This window comes from Mesorhizobium sp. f-mel (assembly GCF_053850215.1).
In genome coordinates this window covers 1-23,137 of sequence record NZ_JBSPTO010000014.1, presented here as the reverse complement: position 1 = coordinate 23,137, position 23,137 = coordinate 1, and the positions used below count along the sequence as shown (strand labels likewise).

At 62.7% G+C, this 23,137-nt stretch carries 17 protein-coding genes; 12 read left to right on the top strand and 5 right to left on the bottom strand.

Annotated elements, in window-relative coordinates:
• Positions 1-7 precede the first annotated feature (7 nt).
• The 3 genes from ACWUKX_RS17980 to ACWUKX_RS17970 form a co-directional block, all read right to left on the bottom strand.
• Positions 8-1,777 carry a TRAP transporter large permease gene (locus ACWUKX_RS17980; protein WP_456008208.1) on the bottom strand — a complete coding sequence of 590 codons (1,770 nt, stop codon included), beginning with the start codon at positions 1,775-1,777 and terminating at the stop codon, positions 8-10.
• Entirely contained in the window at positions 1,774-2,358 is a 585-nt protein-coding gene (locus ACWUKX_RS17975) for a TRAP transporter small permease subunit (protein WP_455848530.1), read from the bottom strand. The genes ACWUKX_RS17980 and ACWUKX_RS17975 overlap by 4 nt, the downstream gene beginning before the upstream one ends.
• Before the next feature lie 379 nt (positions 2,359-2,737).
• Complete coding sequence (locus tag ACWUKX_RS17970) at positions 2,738-3,643, bottom strand: branched-chain amino acid ABC transporter permease (protein ID WP_065006077.1); 906 nt, start codon at positions 3,641-3,643, stop codon at positions 2,738-2,740.
• A gap of 150 nt (positions 3,644-3,793) precedes the next feature.
• Between ACWUKX_RS17970 and ACWUKX_RS17965 the strand changes: the two genes are divergently transcribed.
• The 11 genes from ACWUKX_RS17965 to ACWUKX_RS17915 all read left to right on the top strand — a co-directional run bounded on the left by ACWUKX_RS17965 (position 3,794) and on the right by ACWUKX_RS17915 (position 17,615).
• A complete protein-coding gene (locus ACWUKX_RS17965) occupies positions 3,794-4,402 on the top strand; it encodes a CGNR zinc finger domain-containing protein (protein ID WP_456008207.1) in 609 nt (202 codons plus the stop codon).
• A complete protein-coding gene (locus tag ACWUKX_RS17960; protein WP_065006075.1) occupies positions 4,395-4,925 on the top strand; it encodes a hypothetical protein in 531 nt (176 codons plus the stop codon). The genes ACWUKX_RS17965 and ACWUKX_RS17960 overlap by 8 nt, the downstream gene beginning before the upstream one ends.
• A 221-nt stretch (positions 4,926-5,146) precedes the next feature.
• Complete coding sequence (locus ACWUKX_RS17955) at positions 5,147-8,626, top strand: indolepyruvate ferredoxin oxidoreductase family protein (protein WP_456008206.1); 3,480 nt, start codon at positions 5,147-5,149, stop codon at positions 8,624-8,626.
• A gap of 133 nt (positions 8,627-8,759) precedes the next feature.
• Positions 8,760-11,072: a putative bifunctional diguanylate cyclase/phosphodiesterase gene (locus ACWUKX_RS17950; RefSeq protein WP_456008205.1), complete on the top strand. Its 2,313-nt coding sequence runs from the start codon at positions 8,760-8,762 to the stop codon at positions 11,070-11,072.
• 147 nt (positions 11,073-11,219) lie between these two features.
• Positions 11,220-11,999: an N-acyl amino acid synthase FeeM domain-containing protein gene (locus ACWUKX_RS17945; protein ID WP_456008204.1), complete on the top strand. Its 780-nt coding sequence runs from the start codon at positions 11,220-11,222 to the stop codon at positions 11,997-11,999.
• 192 nt (positions 12,000-12,191) lie between these two features.
• The gene (locus ACWUKX_RS17940) at positions 12,192-12,341 is read left to right on the top strand and encodes a DUF3096 domain-containing protein (protein WP_455848523.1); all 150 of its coding nucleotides are present in this window, start codon (positions 12,192-12,194) and stop codon (positions 12,339-12,341) included.
• Positions 12,342-12,529: 188 nt separating this feature from the next.
• Positions 12,530-12,754 (top strand): aa3-type cytochrome c oxidase subunit IV, encoded by a 225-nt coding sequence (locus ACWUKX_RS17935; RefSeq protein ID WP_029347610.1) that lies wholly within the window; start codon positions 12,530-12,532, stop codon positions 12,752-12,754.
• Positions 12,755-12,839: 85 nt separating this feature from the next.
• A complete protein-coding gene (locus ACWUKX_RS17930) occupies positions 12,840-14,111 on the top strand; it encodes a Re/Si-specific NAD(P)(+) transhydrogenase subunit alpha (RefSeq protein ID WP_456008203.1) in 1,272 nt (423 codons plus the stop codon).
• A complete protein-coding gene (locus ACWUKX_RS17925; protein ID WP_029347614.1) occupies positions 14,111-14,536 on the top strand; it encodes an NAD(P) transhydrogenase subunit alpha in 426 nt (141 codons plus the stop codon). The genes ACWUKX_RS17930 and ACWUKX_RS17925 overlap by 1 nt, the downstream gene beginning before the upstream one ends.
• A gap of 6 nt (positions 14,537-14,542) precedes the next feature.
• Complete coding sequence (locus tag ACWUKX_RS17920; RefSeq protein ID WP_456008202.1) at positions 14,543-15,940, top strand: NAD(P)(+) transhydrogenase (Re/Si-specific) subunit beta; 1,398 nt, start codon at positions 14,543-14,545, stop codon at positions 15,938-15,940.
• A 169-nt stretch (positions 15,941-16,109) separates the two neighbouring features.
• Positions 16,110-17,615, top strand: coding sequence for a hypothetical protein (locus ACWUKX_RS17915; protein WP_456008201.1), 1,506 nt, complete (start codon positions 16,110-16,112; stop codon positions 17,613-17,615).
• Positions 17,616-17,720: 105 nt separating this feature from the next.
• On the opposite strand, the gene ACWUKX_RS17910 is transcribed toward ACWUKX_RS17915, so the two are convergent.
• Complete coding sequence (locus ACWUKX_RS17910; protein ID WP_455839614.1) at positions 17,721-18,638, bottom strand: hypothetical protein; 918 nt, start codon at positions 18,636-18,638, stop codon at positions 17,721-17,723.
• A gap of 251 nt (positions 18,639-18,889) precedes the next feature.
• Positions 18,890-21,361, bottom strand: coding sequence for a DNA topoisomerase (ATP-hydrolyzing) subunit B (gene gyrB, locus ACWUKX_RS17905; RefSeq protein ID WP_456008200.1), 2,472 nt, complete (start codon positions 21,359-21,361; stop codon positions 18,890-18,892).
• A 323-nt stretch (positions 21,362-21,684) separates the two neighbouring features.
• Here gyrB and ACWUKX_RS17900 point away from each other — a divergent pair, with 323 nt between their 5' ends.
• Positions 21,685-23,055: a cytochrome P450 gene (locus ACWUKX_RS17900; protein ID WP_456008199.1), complete on the top strand. Its 1,371-nt coding sequence runs from the start codon at positions 21,685-21,687 to the stop codon at positions 23,053-23,055.
• Positions 23,056-23,137 lie beyond the last annotated feature (82 nt).

Sequence of the window (23,137 nt, the reverse complement as noted above, 5' to 3'; positions counted from 1 at the left end):
TCCGGCATCAATTGAAACTCGGTGGTTGGGACAGATCGGGTGCTGGCGCTGCTGGCTTGGCAGGCGGCGTTTCACCGAAATTCGGCGGCTGCGACAGGTCCGGTGCAGGCACAGTCGGCGCCGCGCCATCCGCCGGCGGTGTGCCAAGCGGCGACAGGCCCGGCGTTTCCGGTACCTGGTAATCGATCGTGCCCGGGTCCACTGGCGTGCCCTTGTAGTGCATCACCATCTGCGGGAAAGCGATGGTCAGGCCGATCATGATGACCTGGATGCAAACGAAGGGGACCGCACCCCAATAGATCTGGCCGGTGGTCACCGGTGCGATCTGCTTGCCGGTGAGGCGATCCAGATAGGGCACCCTGGCGGCGACCGAACGCAGGTAGAACAGCGCGAAGCCGAAGGGTGGATGCATGAAGCTGGTCTGCATGTTGACGCCGAGCAGCACGCCGAACCAGATCAGGTCGATGCCGAGTTTGTCGGCAGCCGGCGCCAAAAGCGGCACGATAATGAAGGCGAGTTCGAAGAAGTCGAGGAAGAAGGCGAGCAGGAAGACGAGGATGTTCACCCCGATCAGGAAGCCGACTTCACCACCCGGCAGCGATGTCAGAAGGTGTTCGACCCAGATATGGCCGTTGACGCCGTAGAAGGTGAGCGAGAATACACGCGCCCCGATCAGGATGAACAGCACGAAGGACGACAGTCGCGTCGTTGAGGCCAGCGCCTGCTTGATCACATCCAGCGATAGCCGCCCCTTCATCGCCGCCATGATCAGCGCGCCGACAGCCCCCATGGCGCCGCCCTCGGTCGGTGTGGCGATGCCAAGGAAGATGGTGCCTAACACCAGGAAGATCAGCGCCAGCGGCGGGATCAGCACGATGATCACCTGCTGCGCCAGCCGCGACATCATGTTGATTTTCAGGCGCTGGTCGGCGATCGCCGCAACATAGATGAAGATCACGCCGATGGTGGCGCCGAGGATGTCGGCGTTTTGGCCCTGCGAGGGCGCAAGATAGCGATAGGCCGCGTAGGAAACCACGACTGCCGCCAACACCGCGACCAGCAGCGACAGGACACCGTGGCCGAGTGTGCGGGCCTCCAGCGGCAGGGCCGGCATCGACTTCGGCCGGACGATCGACATGATCACGATGTACATCGTGTAAAGGCTGGTCAGAATCAGCCCCGGGATCAGCGCGCCCGCATACATGTCGCCAACCGAGCGGCCGAGCTGGTCGGCCAGAACGATCAGCACCAGCGAGGGCGGAATGATCTGGGCGAGCGTGCCCGATGCGGCAATGACGCCGGACGCCACACGGCGGTCATAGCCGTAGCGCAGCATGATCGGCAGTGAGATCAGGCCCATCGCGATGACGGAGGCAGCCACCACACCCGTGGTTGCGGCAAGCAGCGCGCCGACGAAAATCACGGCATAGGCGAGCCCGCCGCGGATCGGTCCAAACAATTGGCCGATCGTATCGAGAAGGTCCTCGGCCATGCCCGATCGTTCGAGCACGATGCCCATGAACGTGAAGAACGGGATGGCCAGCAGCGTGTCGTTCGACATCACCCGGCTGCCGTAGAAATTGTCCGGCAGTGCGTGCAGCAGCGGCCAAGCCAGATTGATCGAGCCGCCCGAATAGGGCGACAGAAGGACACCGATAAGGAAGAACAGCAGGCCGTTGGCGGCGAGCGAAAACGCGACCGGGTAGCCGATCAGCAGGAAGATGACCAGCGAGGCGAACATGATCGGCGCCATGTTCTGGGCGATGAACTCGATCACGAGCGCACCTCTTCGGCGAGCGCCTTCGCTTCGAGTTCGGCCTGCTCATGGACCGATATGAATGGAGTGGGATCGTCCATCTCACCGCGCATGATGGCTATCTTCTTGATGATCTCCGAGATGCCCTGGAGCGCCAGCAGGAAAAAGCCGACCAGCAGGATCGCCTTTGCCGGCCAGATGATCAGCCCGCCGGAATTGTTCGACATTTCGCCGCTGCGAAACGACAGCGACACATAGGGAACGAAATAGATCACCATCAGCGTCACGAATGGCATCAGGAAAAAGAGGTGACCGAGAAGGTCGATCCAGTGCTGCACGCGGCGCGAGAACATGCCGTAGACGATGTCGATGCGGATATGGTCGTTCTGCTTCAGCGTGTAGGCAGCGGCCAGCATGAAGGCCGCGCCGAACAAATACCACTGCAGTTCCAGCCAGGCGTTCGATGACATGTCGAACGTCTTGCGGATGACCGCATTGGCGGCGCTGACCAGGATTGCCAGCAGGATCAGCCACGACACCCATTTGCCGATGAATTCGTTCACACGATCAATGGTTCTGGATAGAGCGAGAAGCCCTGCCATGCATTCCTCCCTTTACGCACCGGCCCGAAATCGGTGTCGATTTTCGGAAAGCACGTTGCGTGCTTCAAAGTATCAGCGGCGCGCCATCCCGCTTGTTTTTCCGCCGCCTCGATGTGGCCCAACGGTATGCCGTGCGTGGCCCGGCGGGTCAACACAGGGACAGACCGACTAAAACAATCTTGTGAAGTGAGGAAGGGGCTTTTGAGATGAGGAAGGGGGGCGAAGCAGCCGCCTGACCCGGCGCATGACCCCGAAAATGGGAATCGATTTTCGCTGGGATCATGCGCAAAATCAAAATGCTACAGCGTCCTTTGCGCGTCCGAGAGGACGCGCGCGCTGTAGACGTCATGCAACCAAAGTCTACCCAGGCTTGGTACAGTCAGGCGATCTTGCCCTGATCGCGGCCGGTGCCGATCAGCACCAGCATGGCGACGAGGAACAGATACATCCAGCCATCGCGCCATTCGAGCGGAAAATAGCCGGCCCACAGCGATTCGGCCATGCCGAAAGCGGCAGCGCCAAGTGCTGCCCGCAACGGCGAGAGATAGCCGCCCACCGCCGTCACAAACAGGATTTTCAGCCCGTAGACCAACCCTGTGCCGAAGCTGATGTTGCCGTAGTAGAAGGCGGCGAGCACGCCGGCCAGTGCCGCGCAAAGGCCGCCGAAAAGCACCGCACGCCGAAGCACCGCGCGAACATCGACGCCGCACATCGCTGCCGCCCTGGGATCGTCGGACACGGCGCGCCAGCGCCGGCCGAAGCTTGATTGGGCAAACGCCCAGGCGGCGAGCCCGATAGTTGCCGCGACGACAGCGCAGTCGAGCAACTGGATGAGCGTCAGCGTGGCATTGAAATTGGCCCCTCGCGCAAAAATGATGGGCTGGGCCAGCATTGGCGGCAGCCACAGATCATGGGTGTCGGCGGCGATACGGCTGGCTTCCGACAGGGCCAGCAATATGCCGAGCGTCGTCACCACGATGGCGTTGGGCGAGCGGTCGGCCAACGGTTCGAAGATGCTTCGCGACAAGACACGGCTGAGCAGCGCCGCATAAAGGAACGCCGCAGCTACGCCGAGCGCGACGGATGCAAACAGCGTCAGCCACAGCACCTGATAGCCGAACGCCGCGGTGAGGATCATCGTATGCCCGCAAAAGGCGAACAGCGCCCCATAGGCAAGATTGGTGCGGTGCAGGATGCCGTTGGTCAGCACGTAGCCGAAGGCAAGCAATGCGTAGAGCGCGCCCGAATGCAGCCCGTTCAGAACCTGCTGGAAGAAATAGAGCATGCAATGTCCTCGATGCATGCCCCGCAATCGGGGCGCAGCGGTTTGGGACGAACGACGTTCTCAAGACAAGGCGATGGCGATCGCCTCCGTGACGAGCGTTGCACCCGGAATCTAACTTGTCAAACGCGATTTATCGGTTAGATTCGCCATATGGTAGTATTCTGGACTCCGCACCGCTTCACCGGTGGCATGCTTGCGCTCGACACGGCGAACACCGTCGTCTTGCGGAACGATCCGGAGAAAACCTTCGACCGGCTCAAAGATCCGGCGGAGATCGCCCGCTTTGCCGAAGCGGCGAGCGGGTTTCGCGCCGCCGAGCTCGGCGGCAGGCCGCTCGTAGCGCCGGCGCCTGAAAAGATCGCGCCGGTGGTGCTGTCGATCAGGGAGACGACCGATCGGCTGTTTCGCCGCGCGGTTTCGAAAGGTGCGATCACTACCGGAGACATGCCTGAATTCCTTGAAGCCTGCGCCGACGGACTCGCCCAAAGCCGCACCGAAATCGGGAGGCCCGGAAAACCGTTCGGCAATCCGGGGACGCCGATTGCCTTCGAGGCGGCGCTTGCGGTCTCGGCGCTGTCGCTGCTGCGCGGCGACACAATCGCCAGGCTGAGGATATGTCCGAACTGCAGCTGGCTGTTTGTCGACAAAAGCCGCAATTCCAGCCGCCTCTGGTGCGACATGGCGGTGTGCGGCAACCGACAGAAGGCAAACCGATACTATCGCCGCCGGACCGCGGCGAGGGAGATCACCAATGTCTAAAAGATACTCGCGCGCGATGATTGTCGTCGCGGCGTTGTTCGCGGTGGCCGCGCTCGGCGCCTGCCGTGACTCCGGCAAGGACCAGCTGTTCGCCATTTCCGGGAAGCTGTTCGAGTTCAACTACCGGCTGGGCATCGCCACCTATGTCATCACCCTCAATCCGTTGCGGCCGGTGGGTGAGGGACAGGTCGCCGTGGTCTCCTTCCAGAACCCGGCCGGTGGTGATCCGATCATCGTCACCCAGAAAATATGGCCGAAGCTGCCGCATGTGACGCTGACCAGCCCGCCGCTCACCTGCGTCGTAAAGGACAAGCCCTATACCGTGTCGATCCGCATCGAGGATCGCAGCGGCAAATTGCTGCAGAGTTTCGAGACGACACTGACGTCCTCGCTCGACCAGTCGGTCCTGCCCGACCGGCCTCTCGTGGTCGGGCCAGTCTACGAGCTCAACAAGGACCTGGCCGGCCATGTCGACGGCAAGCTGCCCGGCGAACCGAAGCCCAGTTGCCCAAAGGCTGCATGATGCGTCACCAGCGGCACTGACCGCCGCCGGAATTTTCGTGCTCGGCCATCCTCCCCGACAGGCGTTTCGTGGCGCCACACGGCCGCGCACGGATCATTTGTTGCGCCTCGTCTGGCATCTTCGATTTTGTTTGACCTGCCCGGCAAGGGAAGAAACACTGCAGCATCCGACTCCGACGTTGGCTGTGCTCGAAGTGTGGCCTCCGCAGAGGGAAATGCCTGATGACGCTGTATGATGTCGCGCTCGACGACAAGTTCGACCTGAGGAAGGAGCGCATCTTCCTTTCCGGCGCGCAGGCTGTCATCCGCATGCTGCTGATGCAGCGCGCGCGCGACCGCCGGGCTGGCCTGAACACCGCCGGCTTCGTCTCCGGCTATCGCGGCTCGCCGCTCGGCGGCCTCGACATGCAGCTTTGGAAGGCCAGGAAGCAGCTCGCCCAGTCGGACATCGTCTTTCAGCCCGGCCTCAACGAGGAACTCGCGGCCACGGCCTGCTGGGGATCGCAGCAGGCCGAGTTGCTGGGCGAGGGCACGCATGACGGCGTCTTTTCGGTCTGGTACGGCAAGGGACCGGGCGTCGACCGATCCGGCGACGTGTTCCGCCATGCCAACCTGGCCGGCTCGTCTAGATATGGCGGCGTGCTTGCCCTGATGGGCGACGACCACATGGCCGAATCCTCAACCAACGCGCACGCCACCGAATTCCTGTTCGTCGACACTATGGTGCCGATCCTAAATCCGGCCGGGGTCCAGGAGATCATCGACTACGGGCTCTACGGCTTTGCCATGTCGCGTTTCGCCGGCACCTGGGCGGCGATCAAATGCGTCAAGGACAACATCGAATCGACGGCTTCGGTCGATGCCGCGCTCGAACGGCTTGATATCGTCACCCCGGAATTCGAGATGCCGCCCGGCGGCCTCAACATTCGCAACGAGATCGACATGCTCGGCCAGGAGGAGCGGCTGCATGAATACAAGCGCGCCGCCGCTTCGGCTTTTATCCACGCCAACGGGCTGAACCGGATCGTTTATTCCGGTGGACGTGCCCCGAAGCTTGGCATCGTCACCATCGGCAAGAGCTATCTCGACGTCCGCCAGGCGCTGGAAGACATCGGCGTCGACGAGGCTGCCGCCAACCGCATTGGTATCAGGCTGTTCAAGGTCGGTTGCCCGTGGCCGCTCGACCTGCAGCACATCGCCGATTTCGCTCGCGGCCTCGACGCCATCGTCGTCGTCGAGGAGAAACGCTCGCTGATCGAGGTGCAACTGCGCGAGAACCTTTACGGCACCGCCATGCAGCCGGTCGTCGTCGGCAAGAAGGACGAGCGCGGCGACGGGCTGTTCCCGGCCAAGGGCGCGCTCGATCCCAACGACATCGCCATAGCGCTTGGCGAGAGAATCTTGCGGACAATCGGCCCGTCGGACGAAATCGCCGCGCGGGTGGCGAAACTTCGCCAGTTCCAGGCGATGCTCGCCGACACGTCAGACATCGCCTCGCGCACGCCCTTCTTCTGCTCCGGCTGCCCGCACAATTCCTCGACCAAGGTGCCCGACGGCTCGCTCGCCGCCGCCGGCATCGGCTGCCATTTCATGGCGCTTTGGATGGACCGCAACACCGTTGGTTTCACCGCCATGGGCGGCGAGGGCGCGCAATGGGTCGGCCAGGCGCCGTTCTCGAAGCGCGACCACATCTTCCAGAATCTCGGCGACGGCACCTACAACCACTCTGGTGCGCTGGCGATCCGCTTTGCATTGTCGACCGACGCCAACATCACCTACAAGATCCTCTACAACGACGCCGTCGCCATGACCGGAGGCCAGCCACACGAGGGTGGCCTGACCGTGGACATGATCGCCAGGCAGGTGCGGGCCGAGGGCGTCGAGCGTATCGCTATCGTCACCGACGAGCCGGACAAATATACCGGCAAGGTCGAATTCCCCGCCGGCGCCACCATCCATCACCGCGACGATCTCGACCTCGTCCAGCGCGAATTGCGCGCGGTCAAGGGCACATCCGTGCTGATCTACGACCAGACCTGCGCCGCCGAAAAGCGCCGCCGCCGCAAGCGCGGCACATTCCCCGATCCCGACAAGCGCGTCTTCATCAACGAACTGGTCTGCGAAGGCTGCGGCGATTGCGGGGTGCAGTCGAATTGCGTGTCGATCCAGCCGGTCGAGACCGAATTCGGCCGCAAGCGCAGGATCGACCAGTCGAGCTGCAACAAGGATTTCTCCTGCGTCAACGGCTTCTGCCCGTCCTTCGTCACCGTGCATGGCGCCAAGATCAGGAAGGCCGAGGGTATGGCCGGCACGACCGATCCGCTCGACGGCGTGCCCGCGCCCGCTGAATTTCCGCTCGGCGAACAGGGCTGGGCAGCGATCATCGACGGCGTCGGCGGCACCGGCGTCGTCACCATCGGCGCGGTGCTCGGCATGGCGGCGCATCTCGAAGACAAGGGCTGCGGCATGATCGACATGGCCGGCCTTGCCCAGAAGGGCGGCTCGGTGTTCACCCATGTCCGCATCGCGCGCAGCCCGGGCGATATCCATGCCATCCGCGTTTCGGCCGGCAAGGCAGACCTTGTGCTCGGCTGCGACCTCGTCGTGTCGGGCGCTCAAAAGGTGCTCGCCGCGGTGCGTGAGGGCCACACGATCTTCCTCGCCAACACCGCCGAGATCATGCCCGGTGAGTTTACCCGGTCGGCGGATTTCTCGCTGCCTGTCGAGCGGCTGAAAAAGGCGATCCGCACCGCCGCCGGCGACGACAAGGCGCATTTCTTCGACGCCACCCGCACCGCCACCGCGCTGTTCGGCAGTTCGCTCGGCGCCAACATGTTCATGCTCGGCTTCGCCTTCCAGCATGGCGGCTTGCCCCTGTCGGCCGAGGCAGTCGAAAAGGCGATCGAACTCAATGCCCAGGCCGTGGCGATGAACGTCTCAGCCTTCCGCTGGGGCCGCCGCGCCGCCCACCAGCCGGATTTCGTGCGCGGCCTCGTTGCCCGGCCGGGCACGGCTGCACAGAACGCCGCTGTCGTCGAAACGCTGGACGACATCATCGCCCGCCGGGTCGCCTTCCTCACCGCTTATCAGAACGCTGCCTATGCCACGCGCTACGCCGACAGACTGGCCGCGCTGCGCAAGGCCGAAGCCAGGGCGATGCCCGGTTCGACTGCTGTGACCGAGGCCGCTGCGAGGAACCTGTTCAAGCTGATGGCGATCAAGGACGAATACGAGGTGGCGAGGCTCTACACCGACGGCTCCTTCGCCGCCGAGCTGGGCAAGCAGTTCCAGAGCTACGACAAGCTCGAATTCCATCTCGCGCCGCCGATCATGGGCAGGCGCGGCAAGGACGGCAAGCCAAGGAAGTCGAGTTTCGGTCCCTGGATGATGGAGGGGTTCCGCCTGCTGGCAGCGATGAAAGGCTTGCGCGGCACGGTCTTCGATGTGTTCGGCTACAGCTCCGAAAGGCGTATGGAACGGCAGCTTCTTGCGCAGTACGAGGCCGATCTGGAGCTTGTCGCTGGCGCGCTGGCGCCGGGCAAGGTCGAGGCCGCGGCCGCGCTTGCCTCGGTGCCGGCGCTCATTCGCGGCTATGGTCACGTCAGGCAGGCCAGTGCCGAAAAGGCCGCTGGCGAACGCCTAAGGCTGCTCGATCGCCTGGCAAAAATGCCGGTTCGGTCGGAACTCCAGGCCGCCGAGTAATCGATATGCCTTGTTTGTTTGAAGGGTAGCTTCCCGGCGCCAACCGACTGACGGCAAAGCCCGGAACAGCCTCTCTAAATCTTTCTTAAGGCGAATGTGACACAGCTTGGCTCCCCAGGGTTGGGATTCAGGCGTGAATCTGAAAAGAAAAAACGAGATTCCTGTCGACGTCTATATCCCGTTCGTGGAAACTCTGTTTCGCGACGGGGTGACGCTTTCGATCGGCATTCTCGCGCAAACCTTCCTGATCGGCCTTGTCTGGTGGAAGAACGGCGATCCGCGTTACCTGGTTGTTGCGATTGCGATGGTTCTCGTCGGCATATTCCGCATGAGAAACTTCCAAAAATACAACAACTTGCCATCACCGACGACCTGGGAGGAAGCGCACAAGCGCGAAAACGACTATATACTCTACGGCTCCATGCATGGGCTTACGCTCGGGGCTTTTTGCCTGCTCGGCATCTACTTTGCGCGCGACGATTTCGCCGAGATCGCCTCCGTCTGCCTGACGCTGGCGACCGCGACCTCCATTGCCGGCCGCAACTACGGCTCGCCGCGCATGGTGACCATCCTGACCCTTGCACTGACCTGGCCCATCTCGCTGGGCTTCCTGCTGCGCGGCGATATCTATCATGTCCTCCTTGGCCTGCTGTCAGCGCCGTTCCTGTTCGCGATCCGCAAATTCGCCAATACGGTGCGCGATGTGCTTTTTGCGGCGGTGTCGGAGGAGAAGAAGGCGAACCGCCTTGCCCAGCGCTTCAATCGGGCGCTGAACACCATGTCGCACGGCCTTGTCATGCTCGGCCCCGACGGCCGGGTGGCGGTGGCCAATGCCGAAGCCGCGCATCTGATGTCGCTCAAATCGCCCGACGCGCTGCTCGGGCGATCGATTCGCGGTCTGCTGATGCGCGGCGTTGCCGGCGGCATGCTGGCGCCGAAGGACTGCCGCTACATCGAAGCCCAGCTTACGCGCGCCCTGCGCGAGGGCCGCGACCGCAAGGTTCTCGTCTCGCTCGCGAACGGTCAGCACTATGAGTTCTCGGCGCGTGAAGGCAGCCAGGAACTGGGGGTCATCACCTTCGAGGATGTGACGGCCCGCGTTGAGGCGGAAGACAAGATCCGCTTCATGGCGCGCTATGACAACCTCACCGGCCTGCCCAACCGCGCCTATTTCCACGAGCTGATCGGAGAGGCCATGGCATCCGGTGACCTCGAGCGTCTCTGCGGGCTCGCTGTGCTCGACCTCGACGACTTCAAGAGCGTCAACGACACGCTTGGCCACCCGGTCGGCGACGGATTGATCTACGCCGTCGCTGAACGGCTGGCGGCGGTCGCCGGACCAGGCGTCACCGTCAGCCGTTTCGGGGGCGACGAGTTCATGATCTTCTTCGACCGCGTCGAGGACGAGAGCCATCTGTCCAGCCAAATCGACGAGATTTTCATTGAGCTGCAGGGCGAGGTCGACGTCGCCGGCCATGGGTTGCGCATCCAGGCCAGCGGTGGCGCGGTGCTGTCGAGGGTCAGGGATACCGATGTCGACGCCATGATCGTCAAGGCGGACCTCGCGCTCTACAAGGCCAAGGAACTCGGCAAGAATACTTGGCGGTTGTTCGAGGCGTCGATGGAGGTCGCTTTCCGCAACCGTCAGCTGATGAAGGCGGATCTGCGCACCGCGGTAGAAAGCAAGGGGTTGCGGGTGGTCTACCAGCCAATCGTGGCGATGAGCACGATGCGCATAGCCAGCTGCGAGGCGCTGTGCCGTTGGGACCACCCCGATCTCGGACCAATTTCGCCCAGCATCTTCATTCCGCTGGCGGAAGAAATGGGCATCATTTCCGAGATCAGCACCTTCGTCCTGCATGCAGCGTGCACCGAATGCGCCAAATGGCCCGCACAGACCAGTGTCTCGGTCAATCTCTCGGCCAAGGACTTCCGCAACCGCGACGTTATCGAGAAGGTTCGCCATGCGCTCGCCAGTTCCGGTCTCGCCGCCGGCCGACTGGAGATCGAGGTCACCGAGACGGCACTGCTCGACGACAAGTCGCTGACGCGTCAGTATATCGAGGAATTGAAGCGGCTTGGCGTGCGCATCGCGCTCGATGATTTCGGCACCGGCTATTCGAGCCTGAGCTATCTCCACAAACTTCCGCTCGACAAGATCAAGATCGACCGTTCGTTCCTGATGGACGTTACCCAGAACAGCCGTTCGCTCGAACTGCTCAAGGGCATCGTCAATCTGTCACGGCCACTGGGGCTTTCGGTGACTGTCGAGGGCGTCGAGACTTTCGAGCAGCTCAAGATCCTGGCCTTGCAGGTCAAGCCGGACCTGGTTCAGGGGTTCCTGTTCGGCTCGGCGCTGAGCGCGTCCGGTATCGAGACCATGTCGAGCACGGTCTGGCCCTTCGCCAAGGACATCAAGACGGCCAGGAAGGCCACGCACCGCTGATTTTCATGGAAGAAATCTCGTACTTTGGTATAATTTTTACAATCATTAACCTTAATAGCTGGTAAACGATCTCTATCTTGTTTTCATCTTTACATCTTACGACCCTGTCGTAGTGTTGATGCGGCGGCAGTTCCGGGGATTGAGTTTATGGTTGTTGAGTTGATTTCGCCTCGCCAGGCGGCGGGTGCGGACGGGAGTGATGCGTCCGACACTATGTCCAGCTTTGCCAGGAATGTTTCGGCGATGCTCGAGCGGACGGAATACCGTCGCTGCGACAAGGGCGAAGACCTCGAGGACATTTACCGGCTGCGCTACAAGTCGTATCGCTCCAACGATATGGTGCCCGACAACGAGAACCATACCATTCACGACGAGCTCGACGACGCGCCGAATGTCTTTCGTTTCGGCGTCTACATCGACCAGGAACTCGTCAGCACGCTGCGCATCCATCACGTCACGCTGGCGACGCCGATGTCGCCTTCCACCAAGGCTTTCGGCGATATCGTCATGCCGATGCTGGCCGAGGGACTGAGCTTCATCTGTCCCAGCCGGTTCGCCTCCGACCCCGACTGGTCACGCGTCTATCCGCAAATTCCCTACCTAACATTGCGGCTCGCCGGCATGGCGTGTTTCCATTTCAACGCGCCTTACTGCCTGTCGACCATTCGCGAGGACCACGCCGGCTTCTACAAGCGGATCTACTATTCCGAGAAGATCAGCGAGGCCCGCGCCTATCCCGGCGTCTACAACAAGGTCGTGCTCTACCGTGCCGACGTCAATGCGATCCGCGAGCGGTCCCTCTCCCGGTTCCCGTTCTTCCGTTCGACTCCGATGGAGCAGCGTATGCTGTTCGACATGCCCCACGTCGGTGAACTCGCGCCGCTGACCATCCTGCCCACAGCCAAGTATTTTCGCAAAGCCGCCTGATGCACGTCGCCCAAAAGCGCGCAGTGGTTTTGGGACAACAACATGCACCTAAACAAGGCAAGTCATTCGGCAACTTTGCAGCCTAGCCATGGAGCTTTCCGGCCGCTTCGGCGTTCTGGCAAGCGCGCCGGTGGCGCATGAACGACGTCGACCCGCATAGCGTTGGCGGCAATCCTATCGAAAGGAAACGACATGACCATTTCCACGCTCGCACTCGCTCCGCTTATCTCGCTGATTGCCGGCGTGCTGATCCTGGTGATGCCGCGACTCCTCAACTACATCGTCGCGCTCTATCTGATCGTCGTCGGCCTGCTCGGGCTGTTTCCGCATCTTGCCGGCTGATGTGACAAGCTTCAACCGCAAGGAAGTGCAAGGCGGCAGCCACGGTCACCTCAGGAACAATCTCTCTGCAGCGGGCAGCTTCAACTTTCCTTTGAGGCTGTTGTCTCCAGCGATGCGGCAATAGCGCCATTGCCCTCGGCCTGGCTTTTCGCTATGTGCCTGAAAGATGTCTTCGAAGGGGTATTCCTATGGCTGATCACTCGCCGACCGGTCCTGTCGAACTAGGCGCGAAGATGGACTATGCCGAGCACGACCGCACCTATGCCGGCTTTGTCATGCTCGCCAAATACGGGTCGCTGTTTTGCGCCGCCGTGCTTCTGGCAATGGCTTTCGGCTTCTTTGCGGGCGGCTTCTTCTCGGCATTTGTCCTGTTCGTTCTGATCCTCGCCCTCGGCGCTTTCATTCTCCGGTAAATTCTTCAAAACCCCTTGCCCGTGACATCGCCGGAAGTCCGGCCGGCGTCCTGCGCAGACAGGTTCCAGCCGAAAGGATCATGCGGTGGGACAGACGATTTTCATCCCTCGTGAGCTCGATGCGAACGAGCCGCGCGTTGCTGCCTCGCCCGACACGGTGAAGCGGCTGGCGGGGCTGGGATTCAACGTGATCGTCGAAAGCGGCGCCGGCACGGCATCGCGCATTCCTGACGAGGAGTTCGGTAAGGCCGGCGCTGTGATCGGTAAGGCCGCCGATGTCGCCAAGGCCGATGTGGTGCTGAAGGTGCGCCGGCCTGATGAGGCGGAGCTGAAGGCCTATCGCCCGGGCACTGCCGTCATCGCCATCATGGATCCCTATGGCAACGATGCTGCCGTCGATGCTCTGGCAAGGGCCGGCGCCACCGCCTTCTCGATGGAGTTCATGCCGCGCATCACGCGCGCCCAATCGATGGACGTCCTGTCCAGCCAAGCGAACCTCGCCGGCTACCAGGCGGTGATCGACGCGGCTGCCGAATATGACCGGGCGCTGCCGATGATGATGACGGCGGCCGGCACGGTGCCGGCGGCGAAAGCCTTCATCATGGGCGTCGGCGTCGCCGGCCTGCAGGCCATTGCAACTGCAAGGCGGCTTGGCGCCGTCGTCACCGCCACTGACGTGCGCCCCGCAGCCAAGGAACAGGTCGCCTCGCTTGGCGCAAAGTTTCTGGCGGTCGAGGATGAGGAGTTCAAGGCGGCCGAGACGGCTGGCGGCTACGCCAAGGAAATGTCTAAGGAATACCAGGCCAAGCAAGCGGCGCTGACCGCCGAGCACATCGCCAAGCAGGACATCGTCATCACCACCGCGCTGATCCCCGGCCGTCCGGCGCCGAAGCTGGTTTCAGCCGCGATGGTCGCCTCGATGAAGCCGGGCTCGGTGATCGTCGATCTCGCGGTCGAACGTGGCGGCAATGTCGAAGGCGCCGTGCCCGGGCAGGTGGTGACCACGGCCAACGGGGTGAAAATCATCGGCCATCTCAACGTACCGGGCCGCGTCGCGGCCTCCGCCTCGCTGCTCTACGCCAGGAACCTTTTTGCGTTCCTCGAGACACTGGTCGACAAGACCACGAAGACGCTTGCCATCAACCGCGACGACGACTTGGTCAAGGCGACGATGCTGACCGATGGCGGTAAGGTCGTGCATCCGGCTTTCATCGGCAAGCCGGCGGTGATGATCGCCTCGGCCGAGCCTGCGAAGCCCGCTGCTGGAGAAAAACCGACCGCGCCAAAGAAAGCTGCCACATCCAGGAAACTTGCCGCACCCAAGTCGCTCGCTAACAAGCCGAAAGGGATCGCGTGATGGACCAGACCTTGCAGAAAGCCCTTGACCAGCTCGATCAGGCGACCGCCGCCGTCCGTCTCGCTGTGCAGGATCTGGCCACAGCTCCAGGCGGCACCGATGCGGCGGGCGACGCCGCGCACGCGCTGTCCGGCGGGGCGATCGATCCGTTCGTCTTCCGCTTTGCCATTTTTGTCCTGGCAATCTTCGTCGGCTATTACGTGGTCTGGTCGGTCACACCGGCGCTGCACACGCCGCTGATGGCCGTCACCAACGCCATTTCCTCGGTCATCGTCGTCGGCGCGCTGCTTGCCGTCGGCATCTCGGCGTCCGGCATCGCCACCGGCTTCGGTTTCGTCGCGCTGATGCTGGTCTCGGTCAACATCTTCGGCGGCTTTCTCGTCACCCAGCGCATGCTGGCGATGTACAAGAAGAAGGACAAGTAGAGCGACATGAACGCCAACTTCGCCTCCTTCCTCTATCTGGTTTCCGGCATCCTGTTCATCCTGGCATTGCGCGGCCTGTCGCACCCGACCACGAGCCGTCAGGGCAACATGTACGGCATGATCGGCATGGGCATCGCCATTGCGACCACGCTGGCGCTGGCGACCCCTTCGGCGGGGGGCTTCGGCCTCATCGTGCTCGGCCTTTTGATCGGCGGCTCGGTCGGCGCGATCACCGCGCGGCGCATCGCCATGACCTCGATGCCGCAGCTGGTCGCCGCCTTCCATTCGCTCGTCGGTCTTGCCGCCGTCATGGTGGCGGCCGCCGCCATCTATGCGCCGGAAAGCTTCGGCATCGGCACGGTTGCCGACATCCACGCCCAGGCGCTGATCGAGATGAGCCTCGGCGTCGCTATCGGCGCCATCACCTTCACCGGCTCGGTCATTGCCTTCCTCAAACTCGACGGTCGCATGTCGGGCAAGCCGATCATGATCGGCGGCCGCCATTTCATCAACGCCGCCCTCGGCATCGCGCTGATCGTGCTGATCGTGCTGCTGGTCACCAGCGAGTCCAAGCTGGTGTTCTGGCTGATCGTGGCGGCATCGCTTGTCCTTGGTGTCCTGCTCATCATCCCGATCGGCGGTGCCGATATGCCGGTTGTCGTCTCGATGCTGAATTCCTATTCGGGCTGGGCGGCTGCAGCCCTCGGCTTCACGCTCGGCAATCTGGCGCTGATCATCACCGGCGCGCTGGTCGGCTCGTCCGGCGCGATCCTCTCCTACATCATGTGCAAGGGCATGAACCGGTCATTCATCTCGGTCATCCTCGGCGGCTTCGGCGGCGAGACTTCCACCGCTGCCGACGACGGCATCGAGCGCACGGTCAAGCAGGGCTCGGCCGATGATGCCGCCTATCTGATGATGAACGCGCAGAAGGTGATTATCGTGCCGGGCTACGGCATGGCGGTCGCCCAGGCGCAGCATGCGCTGCGCGAGATGGCCGACAAGCTCAAGGCCAATGGTGTCGACGTGAAGTACGCCATTCATCCGGTCGCCGGCCGCATGCCCGGCCACATGAACGTCCTCCTTGCCGAAGCCAATGTGCCGTACGACGAAGTGTTCGAACTCGAGGATATCAACTCTGAATTCGCGCAGGCCGATGTCGCCTATGTCATCGGCGCCAACGACGTCACCAACCCGTCCGCGCGGGATGACAAGAGCTCCCCTATATTCGGCATGCCGATCCTCGACGTCGACAAGGCCCGCACCTGCCTGTTCGTCAAGCGCTCGCTCGGCTCCGGCTATGCCGGCATCGACAACACGCTGTTCTACAAGGACGGCACCATGATGCTGCTCGGCGATGCCAAGAAGATGACCGAGGAGATCGTCAAGGCCATGGATCATTGATCCGGATTCGCGGTCCAGTGCACCGCTAATTGCTCGGAAAAAAGCCCGGCTCCGCGCCGGGTTTTTCTTGACTTGCACATCCGGCCTGCAGCGCCTTTGCTCCCATGCCGGTTTCAGCGCTACGATGAACAAATTCTGTCCCGGGCTTTGTCACCAAACGGAGGCACTGGTGTCCGACCCTCATCCTGTTGCGCCGCCGACCAAGACCAGCCCGCCGGCCTCCGGAAAGGCGCCGCGCAAGCTCAGCCAGGCTGTGGTGATCGTGCATGGGATGGGCGAACAGCGACCCATGGGCACGCTGAGGGAATTTGTTCAGGCTGTTTGGAGTCACGACCCTGCTCGCGTGCCGTTTTACGCCCGTGTCGCCGATTCGGGCGGTCCCGCCGGCTCGAAGATCAATCAGAGCTGGATCACGCCTGACAGCCGCACGAACTCGCACGAGCTTCGCCGGATCACCACCCCTCACGATGTCGATGGCCGCCGCACTGATTTCTACGAGCTTTACTGGGCCGACATCACGCAAGGCACGACGCGGGGCCGGCTTGCGGCCTGGGTGACAAATCTGCTCTGGCGCAAGCCCGCCGACATTCCGCGCGACGCCCGCGGGCTCTATGTCGTTACGCTTCTGGCCGTCATAACAGTCTTGGGCGCGGCGCTCGTGCTCGCGACCTCGGCCTTGCAAGGGTATATTTCCTGGACCACGGGCATGCTCGTCACGATCCTGGCCTCGTTCGTCGTCTGGTCGGTGGACCGGTTCGGTCTTCCTTATTTCGGTGATGTGGCCGCCTATGTCCGTGCTGAAGCGGCAACGGTCGAGAAGCGCGCGCTTGTCCGCGACCGTGGCCTGACGCTGCTGAGGCGTCTCATGATGGACGATACCTACGACCGCATCGTGCTGGTCTCACACAGCCTGGGATCAATCATCGCCTATGATCTGCTGCAGATATTGTGGGCTGATTTCAGGCCGCGAAAGCTGGAAGCGGTCCGCGACAAGGCGAGACTGAAAGCGATCCGCGCCGTCGACAGCGCTACGCTCAACGCCGATGGTTCTGCGTGGCCCGACAGCTTGGATGACCTCTCCGGATTCCGGCGAGATCAATGGGAACTCTATCGCCAGCTCCGCGCCAGGGACGACGTTCATCCATTGCCGTGGAAGATCAGCGATTTCGTCACGCTCGGCAGCCCGCTGACCCACAGCGAATTTCTGGTGACCTACAATCTCGCCGAATTCAGGCGCGGCATCGCTGAGCGGCTGTTCTCGGCGTGTCCGCCAATCGCCGATACGGCGGCCGGTGGAACCGTCCTCTATCAGGAAGGGCGCAGCCGTTCGGGCAGGCCGCAGCGGGCGGTGCATCATGGCGCTGTATTTGCCGCGACGCGCTGGACCAACATCTTCGACAGGGGCAATGGCTGGCTGACGGGCGACCCGATCTCCGGACCGACGGCGGAAAATTTCGGCCCCGGCGTGGAGAACATTCAGGTCGAGCTGCGCAGTTCGCTTGGCCGCATCTTCACCCACAGGCTCTATTGGTCGCTGAAGGCGACCGGCGTCGAGGTCGCCGCAGCGGCCGGAACGCCGCCGCGCTCGCATATCGAGGTGCTGCGCGACGCCGTCGATCTCGGCCGCAAACTGGAGCCAAGCCAGGCGGTGTCCACGGTTTTTGCCGGAAAGTAAGAGCCGGCGCTCGTTTCGGTGAACCGGCGCTGGCAATCACCCCATCGAAACAGCATGTCTATGCAGGGGCAGTGTCACTGCATAGAAGAAACCGTCAAGCACCGATCAGCGGTTGGTCAGGAAGACCGCCTCCTCGTCGTCGCGCTGCCTGCCGCCAAGGGCTGCCGCGGCGCTTGCGATGAAAGCGCCGACAACCAGCGACAGTGCGCCAAGCAGCGCGAAGGTGGCACCGGCTTTCCTGGCGGTATCGGCAGCCTGCTGAGCCTGAACCTTCGCCTCTTCGACCCTGGCAAGCACGGCATCGACACGAGCCCTAGCATCCGGTTCCGACAGCCCGGCTCGGGCAGCCACCAGCTGCGACAGATAGGTCTTGTCGTCGGCAGACACTTCTCCTGCTGCTGCGCTCGCGATCAAAATGCGCGAAGCCTGCGCCGTCGCCGCCGCATCGCTCTCTGGGTTGGCGGCAGCAAGCCTGGCCGCATCGGCCGGGCGGAACAATGCATCGACGAAGTACGACGTTGCGTTGTCGGTCGCGGCGCCTCCGGCGTTTGCAGTGGCACCTGCCGAAGCGCCCATTGCCGCGCCCGACGCGACTGTCGAAGCGGCCTGGACGCCGGTTCCGACAGCTGCGGAAAGCGCCGAGCCGAGCACGCCGGCGACGAGCAACGTTGCAAGCGCCCAGGCGAGGAAGCCGTGGGCGGTATCGCGGAAAAAGACTTCATCGGTGTGGACGCCGACCCATTTGGTGCGCAGGCGCCCGGCAAGATAACCGCCGGCAGCCGACGACAGCCACTGCACGATGATCAGCCACGCGGCGGTGGAGGCCGCGAAAGTTGTGACCGATGTGCTCAAGCCGGACCACGGCGAAACCATGGTTAGCCCGAGCCCGGAGCCGAGCAACATCAGGATCAGTGTTAGCCCCGAGGCAGCAAAGGCGCCGGCCACGATCGGCCCCCAGCTGACAGCGGTGGAAGAGGATTCCGTCGGTGCGGAAACGTCGACAGCCGATAGGGTTGACTGCATGTCAGCCCCCTACCGTGCGAAAAGCATGATGAGAATAATGATCGGAATCGGGACTCCGAGAAGCCAGAGCAAAATGCCACGTCCCATGAATGCCTCCTGCGGCGATTGTGATCAATCACAATGCCTTGGAAGCCTTTCCGTTCCGACCGGGCCCTCAGTGAACCTTTGTTGCGATGCAGCAGACATCATTGGCAGGCCTAGGTCCACTAACGATGTCTCGAGCGCTCGAAATTGAGCGTCCGGCCTGGGCTTTAAATATCCAGATTGGCGACGGACAGCGCGTTTTCCTGGATGAACTCACGCCTGGGCTCGACCTCGTCGCCCATCAGCCGCGAAAACAGCGAGTCGGCGTCTGTCGCGTCATTGACCTTGACCTGCAAAAGCGAGCGCACATTCGGGTCGAGCGTGGTTTCCCAGAGCTGCTCGGCGTTCATTTCGCCGAGGCCCTTGTAGCGCTGCATGGTCAAGCCCTTGCGGCCGGTGGCAAACACGGCGTTGAGCAGCGCCAGCGGTCCCGAGATGGTTTCCGACACATCCTTGCGGCGCAGCACCGGCGGCTCGCCATAGACTTCTGCGAGGCGCGGTGCGTAGCGGTCGATCTGGCGAGCGTCGGCCGAGTTGATCAACGCGAGATCGAGATGCGCGAATTCCTTGACGCTGCGCACCGTGCGCTCGAACACATAGCCGCCGACCCCTTCGTTTGAGGTCGACATGCGGCCCGTCCAGCCGCGTTCAGTGTCCTCGGCGATGATGTCGAGACGCCGGGCGACGCGATCGGCCATGGCGTTGGCCCGGCCGAGATCGGCGAAAACGTCCGGGTTGAGCGCGCCGGCAATCGCGGCCTGCTCGACCACGCCTCTGTTGTAGCGCGTGTGCAGCCCGTTGATGAGTTGGCGCACCGCCAGCGCATCGTCGATGGCGCTGCGCAGGTCCTGTCCGGCCCGCACCTCGCCGGTGCTGAGCGCAAGCGACGCCTCCTCCAGCCCCGAGCCGATCAGGAATTCCTCGAAGGCGCTTTCGTCCTTGAGGTATTGCGAGCTCTTGCCGCGCGTCACCTTATAGAGCGGCGGCTGGGCGATATAGAGATGGCCGCGCTCGATCAGCTCGGGCATCTGCCGGAAGAAGAAGGTCAGCAGCAAGGTGCGGATGTGGGCGCCGTCGACGTCGGCGTCGGTCATCAGGATGATCTTGTGGTAGCGCAGCTTATCGGCGTTGAACTCGTCCTTGCCGATCGAAGTGCCGAGCGCGGTGATCAGCGTGCCGATCATGTCGGAGCCGAGCATACGGTCGAACCGGGCCCGCTCGACATTGAGGATCTTGCCGCGCAGGGGAAGAATGGCCTGGTTCTGACGCGAACGGCCGCCCTTGGCCGAGCCGCCGGCGCTGTCGCCCTCGACGATGAAGATTTCGGACTTCGCCGGATCGCGTTCCTGGCAGTCGGCCAGCTTGCCGGGCAGCGAGGTGACGCCGAGCGAGCTCTTGCGGGTGATGTCGCGCGCCTTGCGCGCGGCTTCGCGCGCCGCTGCCGCCTGGATGACCTTCTCGATGACCACCTTGCCCTCGGTCGGGTGCTCTTCGAGCCAGGTGCCGAGAGCTTCGTTGACGAGCCCTTCCACCACCGGACGGACTTCGGACGAGACCAGCTTGTCCTTGGTCTGCGAGGAGAATTTCGGGTCGGGAACCTTGACCGACAGCACGGCCGTCAGCCCTTCGCGGCAATCGTCGCCGATCAGCGCCACCTTCTCCTTCTTGGTGAGGCCCGAGGATTCGCCGTAGCCGGTTATCTGGCGCGTCAGCGCGCCCCGAAAGCCGGCAAGATGCGTGCCGCCGTCGCGTTGCGGAATGTTGTTGGTGAAGGCCAGCACGTTCTCGTGGTAGCTGTCGTTCCACCACATGGCGACCTCGACGGTGATGCCGTCACGCTCGGCTTTGATCGCAATCGGCTTGTCGATCAGCGGTTTCTTGACGCGGTCGAGATATTTGACGAACTCCTCCAGCCCGCCATCATAGTGCAGCTCATGGCGCACGACGTCGGCATGGCGGGCATCGGTCAGAACGATGCGAACGCCAGAATTCAGGAAGGCGAGTTCGCGCAGCCGGTGCTCCAGCGTGCCGAAGTCGAACTCGACCATGGTGAACGTCTCGGCTGACGGGAAAAAGGTGATCTCGCTGCCGCTGCGCCCCTCATAAGTGCCGGCAACCTTGCGCTGTTCGTAGGTGCCGGTGACCCTCAGCGGCGCGTCGGCATTGCCGTGCGTGAAGCTCATCTCGTAGATCTGGCCGTTGCGGCGGATCTTCAGCTTCAGCCAGCCCGACAGCGCGTTGACTACCGAGACGCCGACGCCGTGCAGACCGCCGGACACCTTATAGGAGTTCTGGTCGAACTTGCCGCCGGCATGCAGCTGCGTCATGATCACTTCGGCCGCCGAAATGCCTTCGCCGGTGTGGATATCGGTCGGAATGCCGCGGCCATTGTCGATCACCGTCACCGAACCATCGGGGTTGAGCGTTACCGTGACAAGGTCGGCATGGCCGGCCAGCGCTTCATCGATGGCGTTGTCGACGACCTCGTAGACCATGTGATGCAGGCCCGACCCGTCGTCGGTATCGCCGATATACATGCCAGGCCGCTTGCGGACGGCATCCAACCCCTTCAAAACCTTGATGGAATCGGCGCCGTACTCGGCCTCAGCGCCGTTGGCGTTGTCGATCTGATCGCTCATGAAAACCTGTCTGATTGATGCCGCACATCCAGCGCAGAAATCGGCTCCGAATCGCGCGTCTTTGATGTCCTAGATATAAGTGCAAAAGGCGGTTTTTCCAAGGTTTGCAAGCATTTCCGAATGGAAGAAGAGCACGCTCGGCCGGCCATGGCATCGGACCCAAAAAGTGGATCGATTTTGGAACAGAGCGGCGGCAACAAGAGTAGGCCGCCCTGTTCCGGCAATCAGGTGCTTTCCAGTGCCCCGGTGACATTCCGGAGAGGCCGGCGACATGGACGCTTGCCTTGCCAGCCATTACATTGAGGTGACCAGCGGAGCACGCCATGGACAGTCAGCCCGCCCCCTTCGTCCCGCCGGCACCGAAGCCGCGTACCTCGCCGCCTTCGACGCTGGAGATGATCCGCATCGTCTATCGCAATCCGCTCGAACTGTGGGGCGAGCCGACCTACAACGAACCCTGGATTTCGGTGACCGGCATCGGCGGGCCGCTGGTCATCGCCAATGACCCCGGCCTCATTCGCCACGTGCTGGTCGACAATGCGAAAAACTACAAGATGGCGACGGTGCGTCAGATGATCCTGCGGCCGATCCTGCGCGACGGCCTGCTGACCGCTGAGGGCGAGGTATGGAGGCGCTCGCGCAAGGCGATGGCGCCGGTGTTCACGCCGCGGCACATCTTCGGTTTTGCCGAGCCGATGCTGAGGCGCACACGGGAGTTCGTCACGCGCTACGAGGGCGGCGGCACGTCGGACATCGCCCATGACATGACGCTGCTTACCTTTGACATCCTGGCCGAGACGCTGTTTTCCGGTGAGATATCAGGTGAGCCGGGCAGCTTCGCCAAGGAGATCGACCGGCTGTTCGAGACCATGGGCCGCGTTGATCCGCTCGATCTGTTGCGGGCGCCCGATTGGCTGCCGCGCCTGACCCGCATCCGCGGCCGCAAGACCATGGCCTATTTCCGCAAGATCGTCACCGACACCGTCAAGATGCGCGAAGAGCGGGTCAAGCGCGATCCGGACAAGGGGCCGCAGGATTTTCTCACGCTTTTGCTCAAGGCGGAGGGACCGGACGGGCTGACGCGCGCCGAGGTCGAGGACAACATCATCACCTTCATCGGTGCCGGCCATGAGACCACGGCGCGTGCACTTGGATGGACGCTCTATTGCTTGGCCGAAGCGCCTTGGGAGCGCGAAAAGATCGAGCGCGAGATCGACGCGGTGCTGGCGCGCGAGTCCGATCCGACAAAGTGGCTCGACGCCATGCCGTTCACCCGCGCCGCCTTCGACGAGGCGCTCAGGCTCTATCCGCCGGCGCCGTCGATCAACCGCGAGCCGATCGAACCCGAAACCTGGAACGGCCTCTATATACCGAGGCGCGCCGCGGTGCTGGTCATGCCGTGGGTTGTTCATCGCCATCGCAAGCTGTGGGAGCGGCCCGACGCGTTCATGCCCGAACGCTTCCATCCGGGAAATCGCGAGAAGATCGACCGCTTCCAGTATTTACCGTTCGGCGCCGGCCCTCGCGTCTGCATCGGCGCCAGCTTTGCCATGCAGGAGGCGATCATCGCTCTGGCGATCATGCTGTCGCGTTTCCGCTTCGACACCACCGCCGAGACTAAGCCGTGGCCGGTGCAGAAACTGACGACGCAACCGCAGGGCGGCCTGCCGATGCAGGTCACGCGGCGCCTCTAGTGAGCGCCTGATTGGCTAGAGCCTTTCGCATTTAGGTTGACTTGTATCCGGCGTTTTCGATGTAGTTTCGGCATTCCAGTGG

Coding starts and splice junctions, on each gene's coding strand:
- ACWUKX_RS17960 (WP_065006075.1), top strand. CDS start 4,395: ATGTCTAAAAGATACTCGCGCGCGATGATTGTCGTCGCGGCGTTGTTC.
- gyrB (WP_456008200.1), bottom strand. CDS start 21,361: ATGAGCGATCAGATCGACAACGCCAACGGCGCTGAGGCCGAGTACGGC.
- ACWUKX_RS17965 (WP_456008207.1), top strand. CDS start 3,794: ATGGTAGTATTCTGGACTCCGCACCGCTTCACCGGTGGCATGCTTGCG.
- ACWUKX_RS17975 (WP_455848530.1), bottom strand. CDS start 2,358: ATGGCAGGGCTTCTCGCTCTATCCAGAACCATTGATCGTGTGAACGAA.
- ACWUKX_RS17940 (WP_455848523.1), top strand. CDS start 12,192: ATGACCATTTCCACGCTCGCACTCGCTCCGCTTATCTCGCTGATTGCC.
- ACWUKX_RS17920 (WP_456008202.1), top strand. CDS start 14,543: ATGAACGCCAACTTCGCCTCCTTCCTCTATCTGGTTTCCGGCATCCTG.
- ACWUKX_RS17970 (WP_065006077.1), bottom strand. CDS start 3,643: ATGCTCTATTTCTTCCAGCAGGTTCTGAACGGGCTGCATTCGGGCGCG.
- ACWUKX_RS17935 (WP_029347610.1), top strand. CDS start 12,530: ATGGCTGATCACTCGCCGACCGGTCCTGTCGAACTAGGCGCGAAGATG.
- ACWUKX_RS17955 (WP_456008206.1), top strand. CDS start 5,147: ATGACGCTGTATGATGTCGCGCTCGACGACAAGTTCGACCTGAGGAAG.
- ACWUKX_RS17910 (WP_455839614.1), bottom strand. CDS start 18,638: ATGCAGTCAACCCTATCGGCTGTCGACGTTTCCGCACCGACGGAATCC.
- ACWUKX_RS17900 (WP_456008199.1), top strand. CDS start 21,685: ATGGACAGTCAGCCCGCCCCCTTCGTCCCGCCGGCACCGAAGCCGCGT.
- ACWUKX_RS17945 (WP_456008204.1), top strand. CDS start 11,220: ATGGTTGTTGAGTTGATTTCGCCTCGCCAGGCGGCGGGTGCGGACGGG.
- ACWUKX_RS17925 (WP_029347614.1), top strand. CDS start 14,111: ATGGACCAGACCTTGCAGAAAGCCCTTGACCAGCTCGATCAGGCGACC.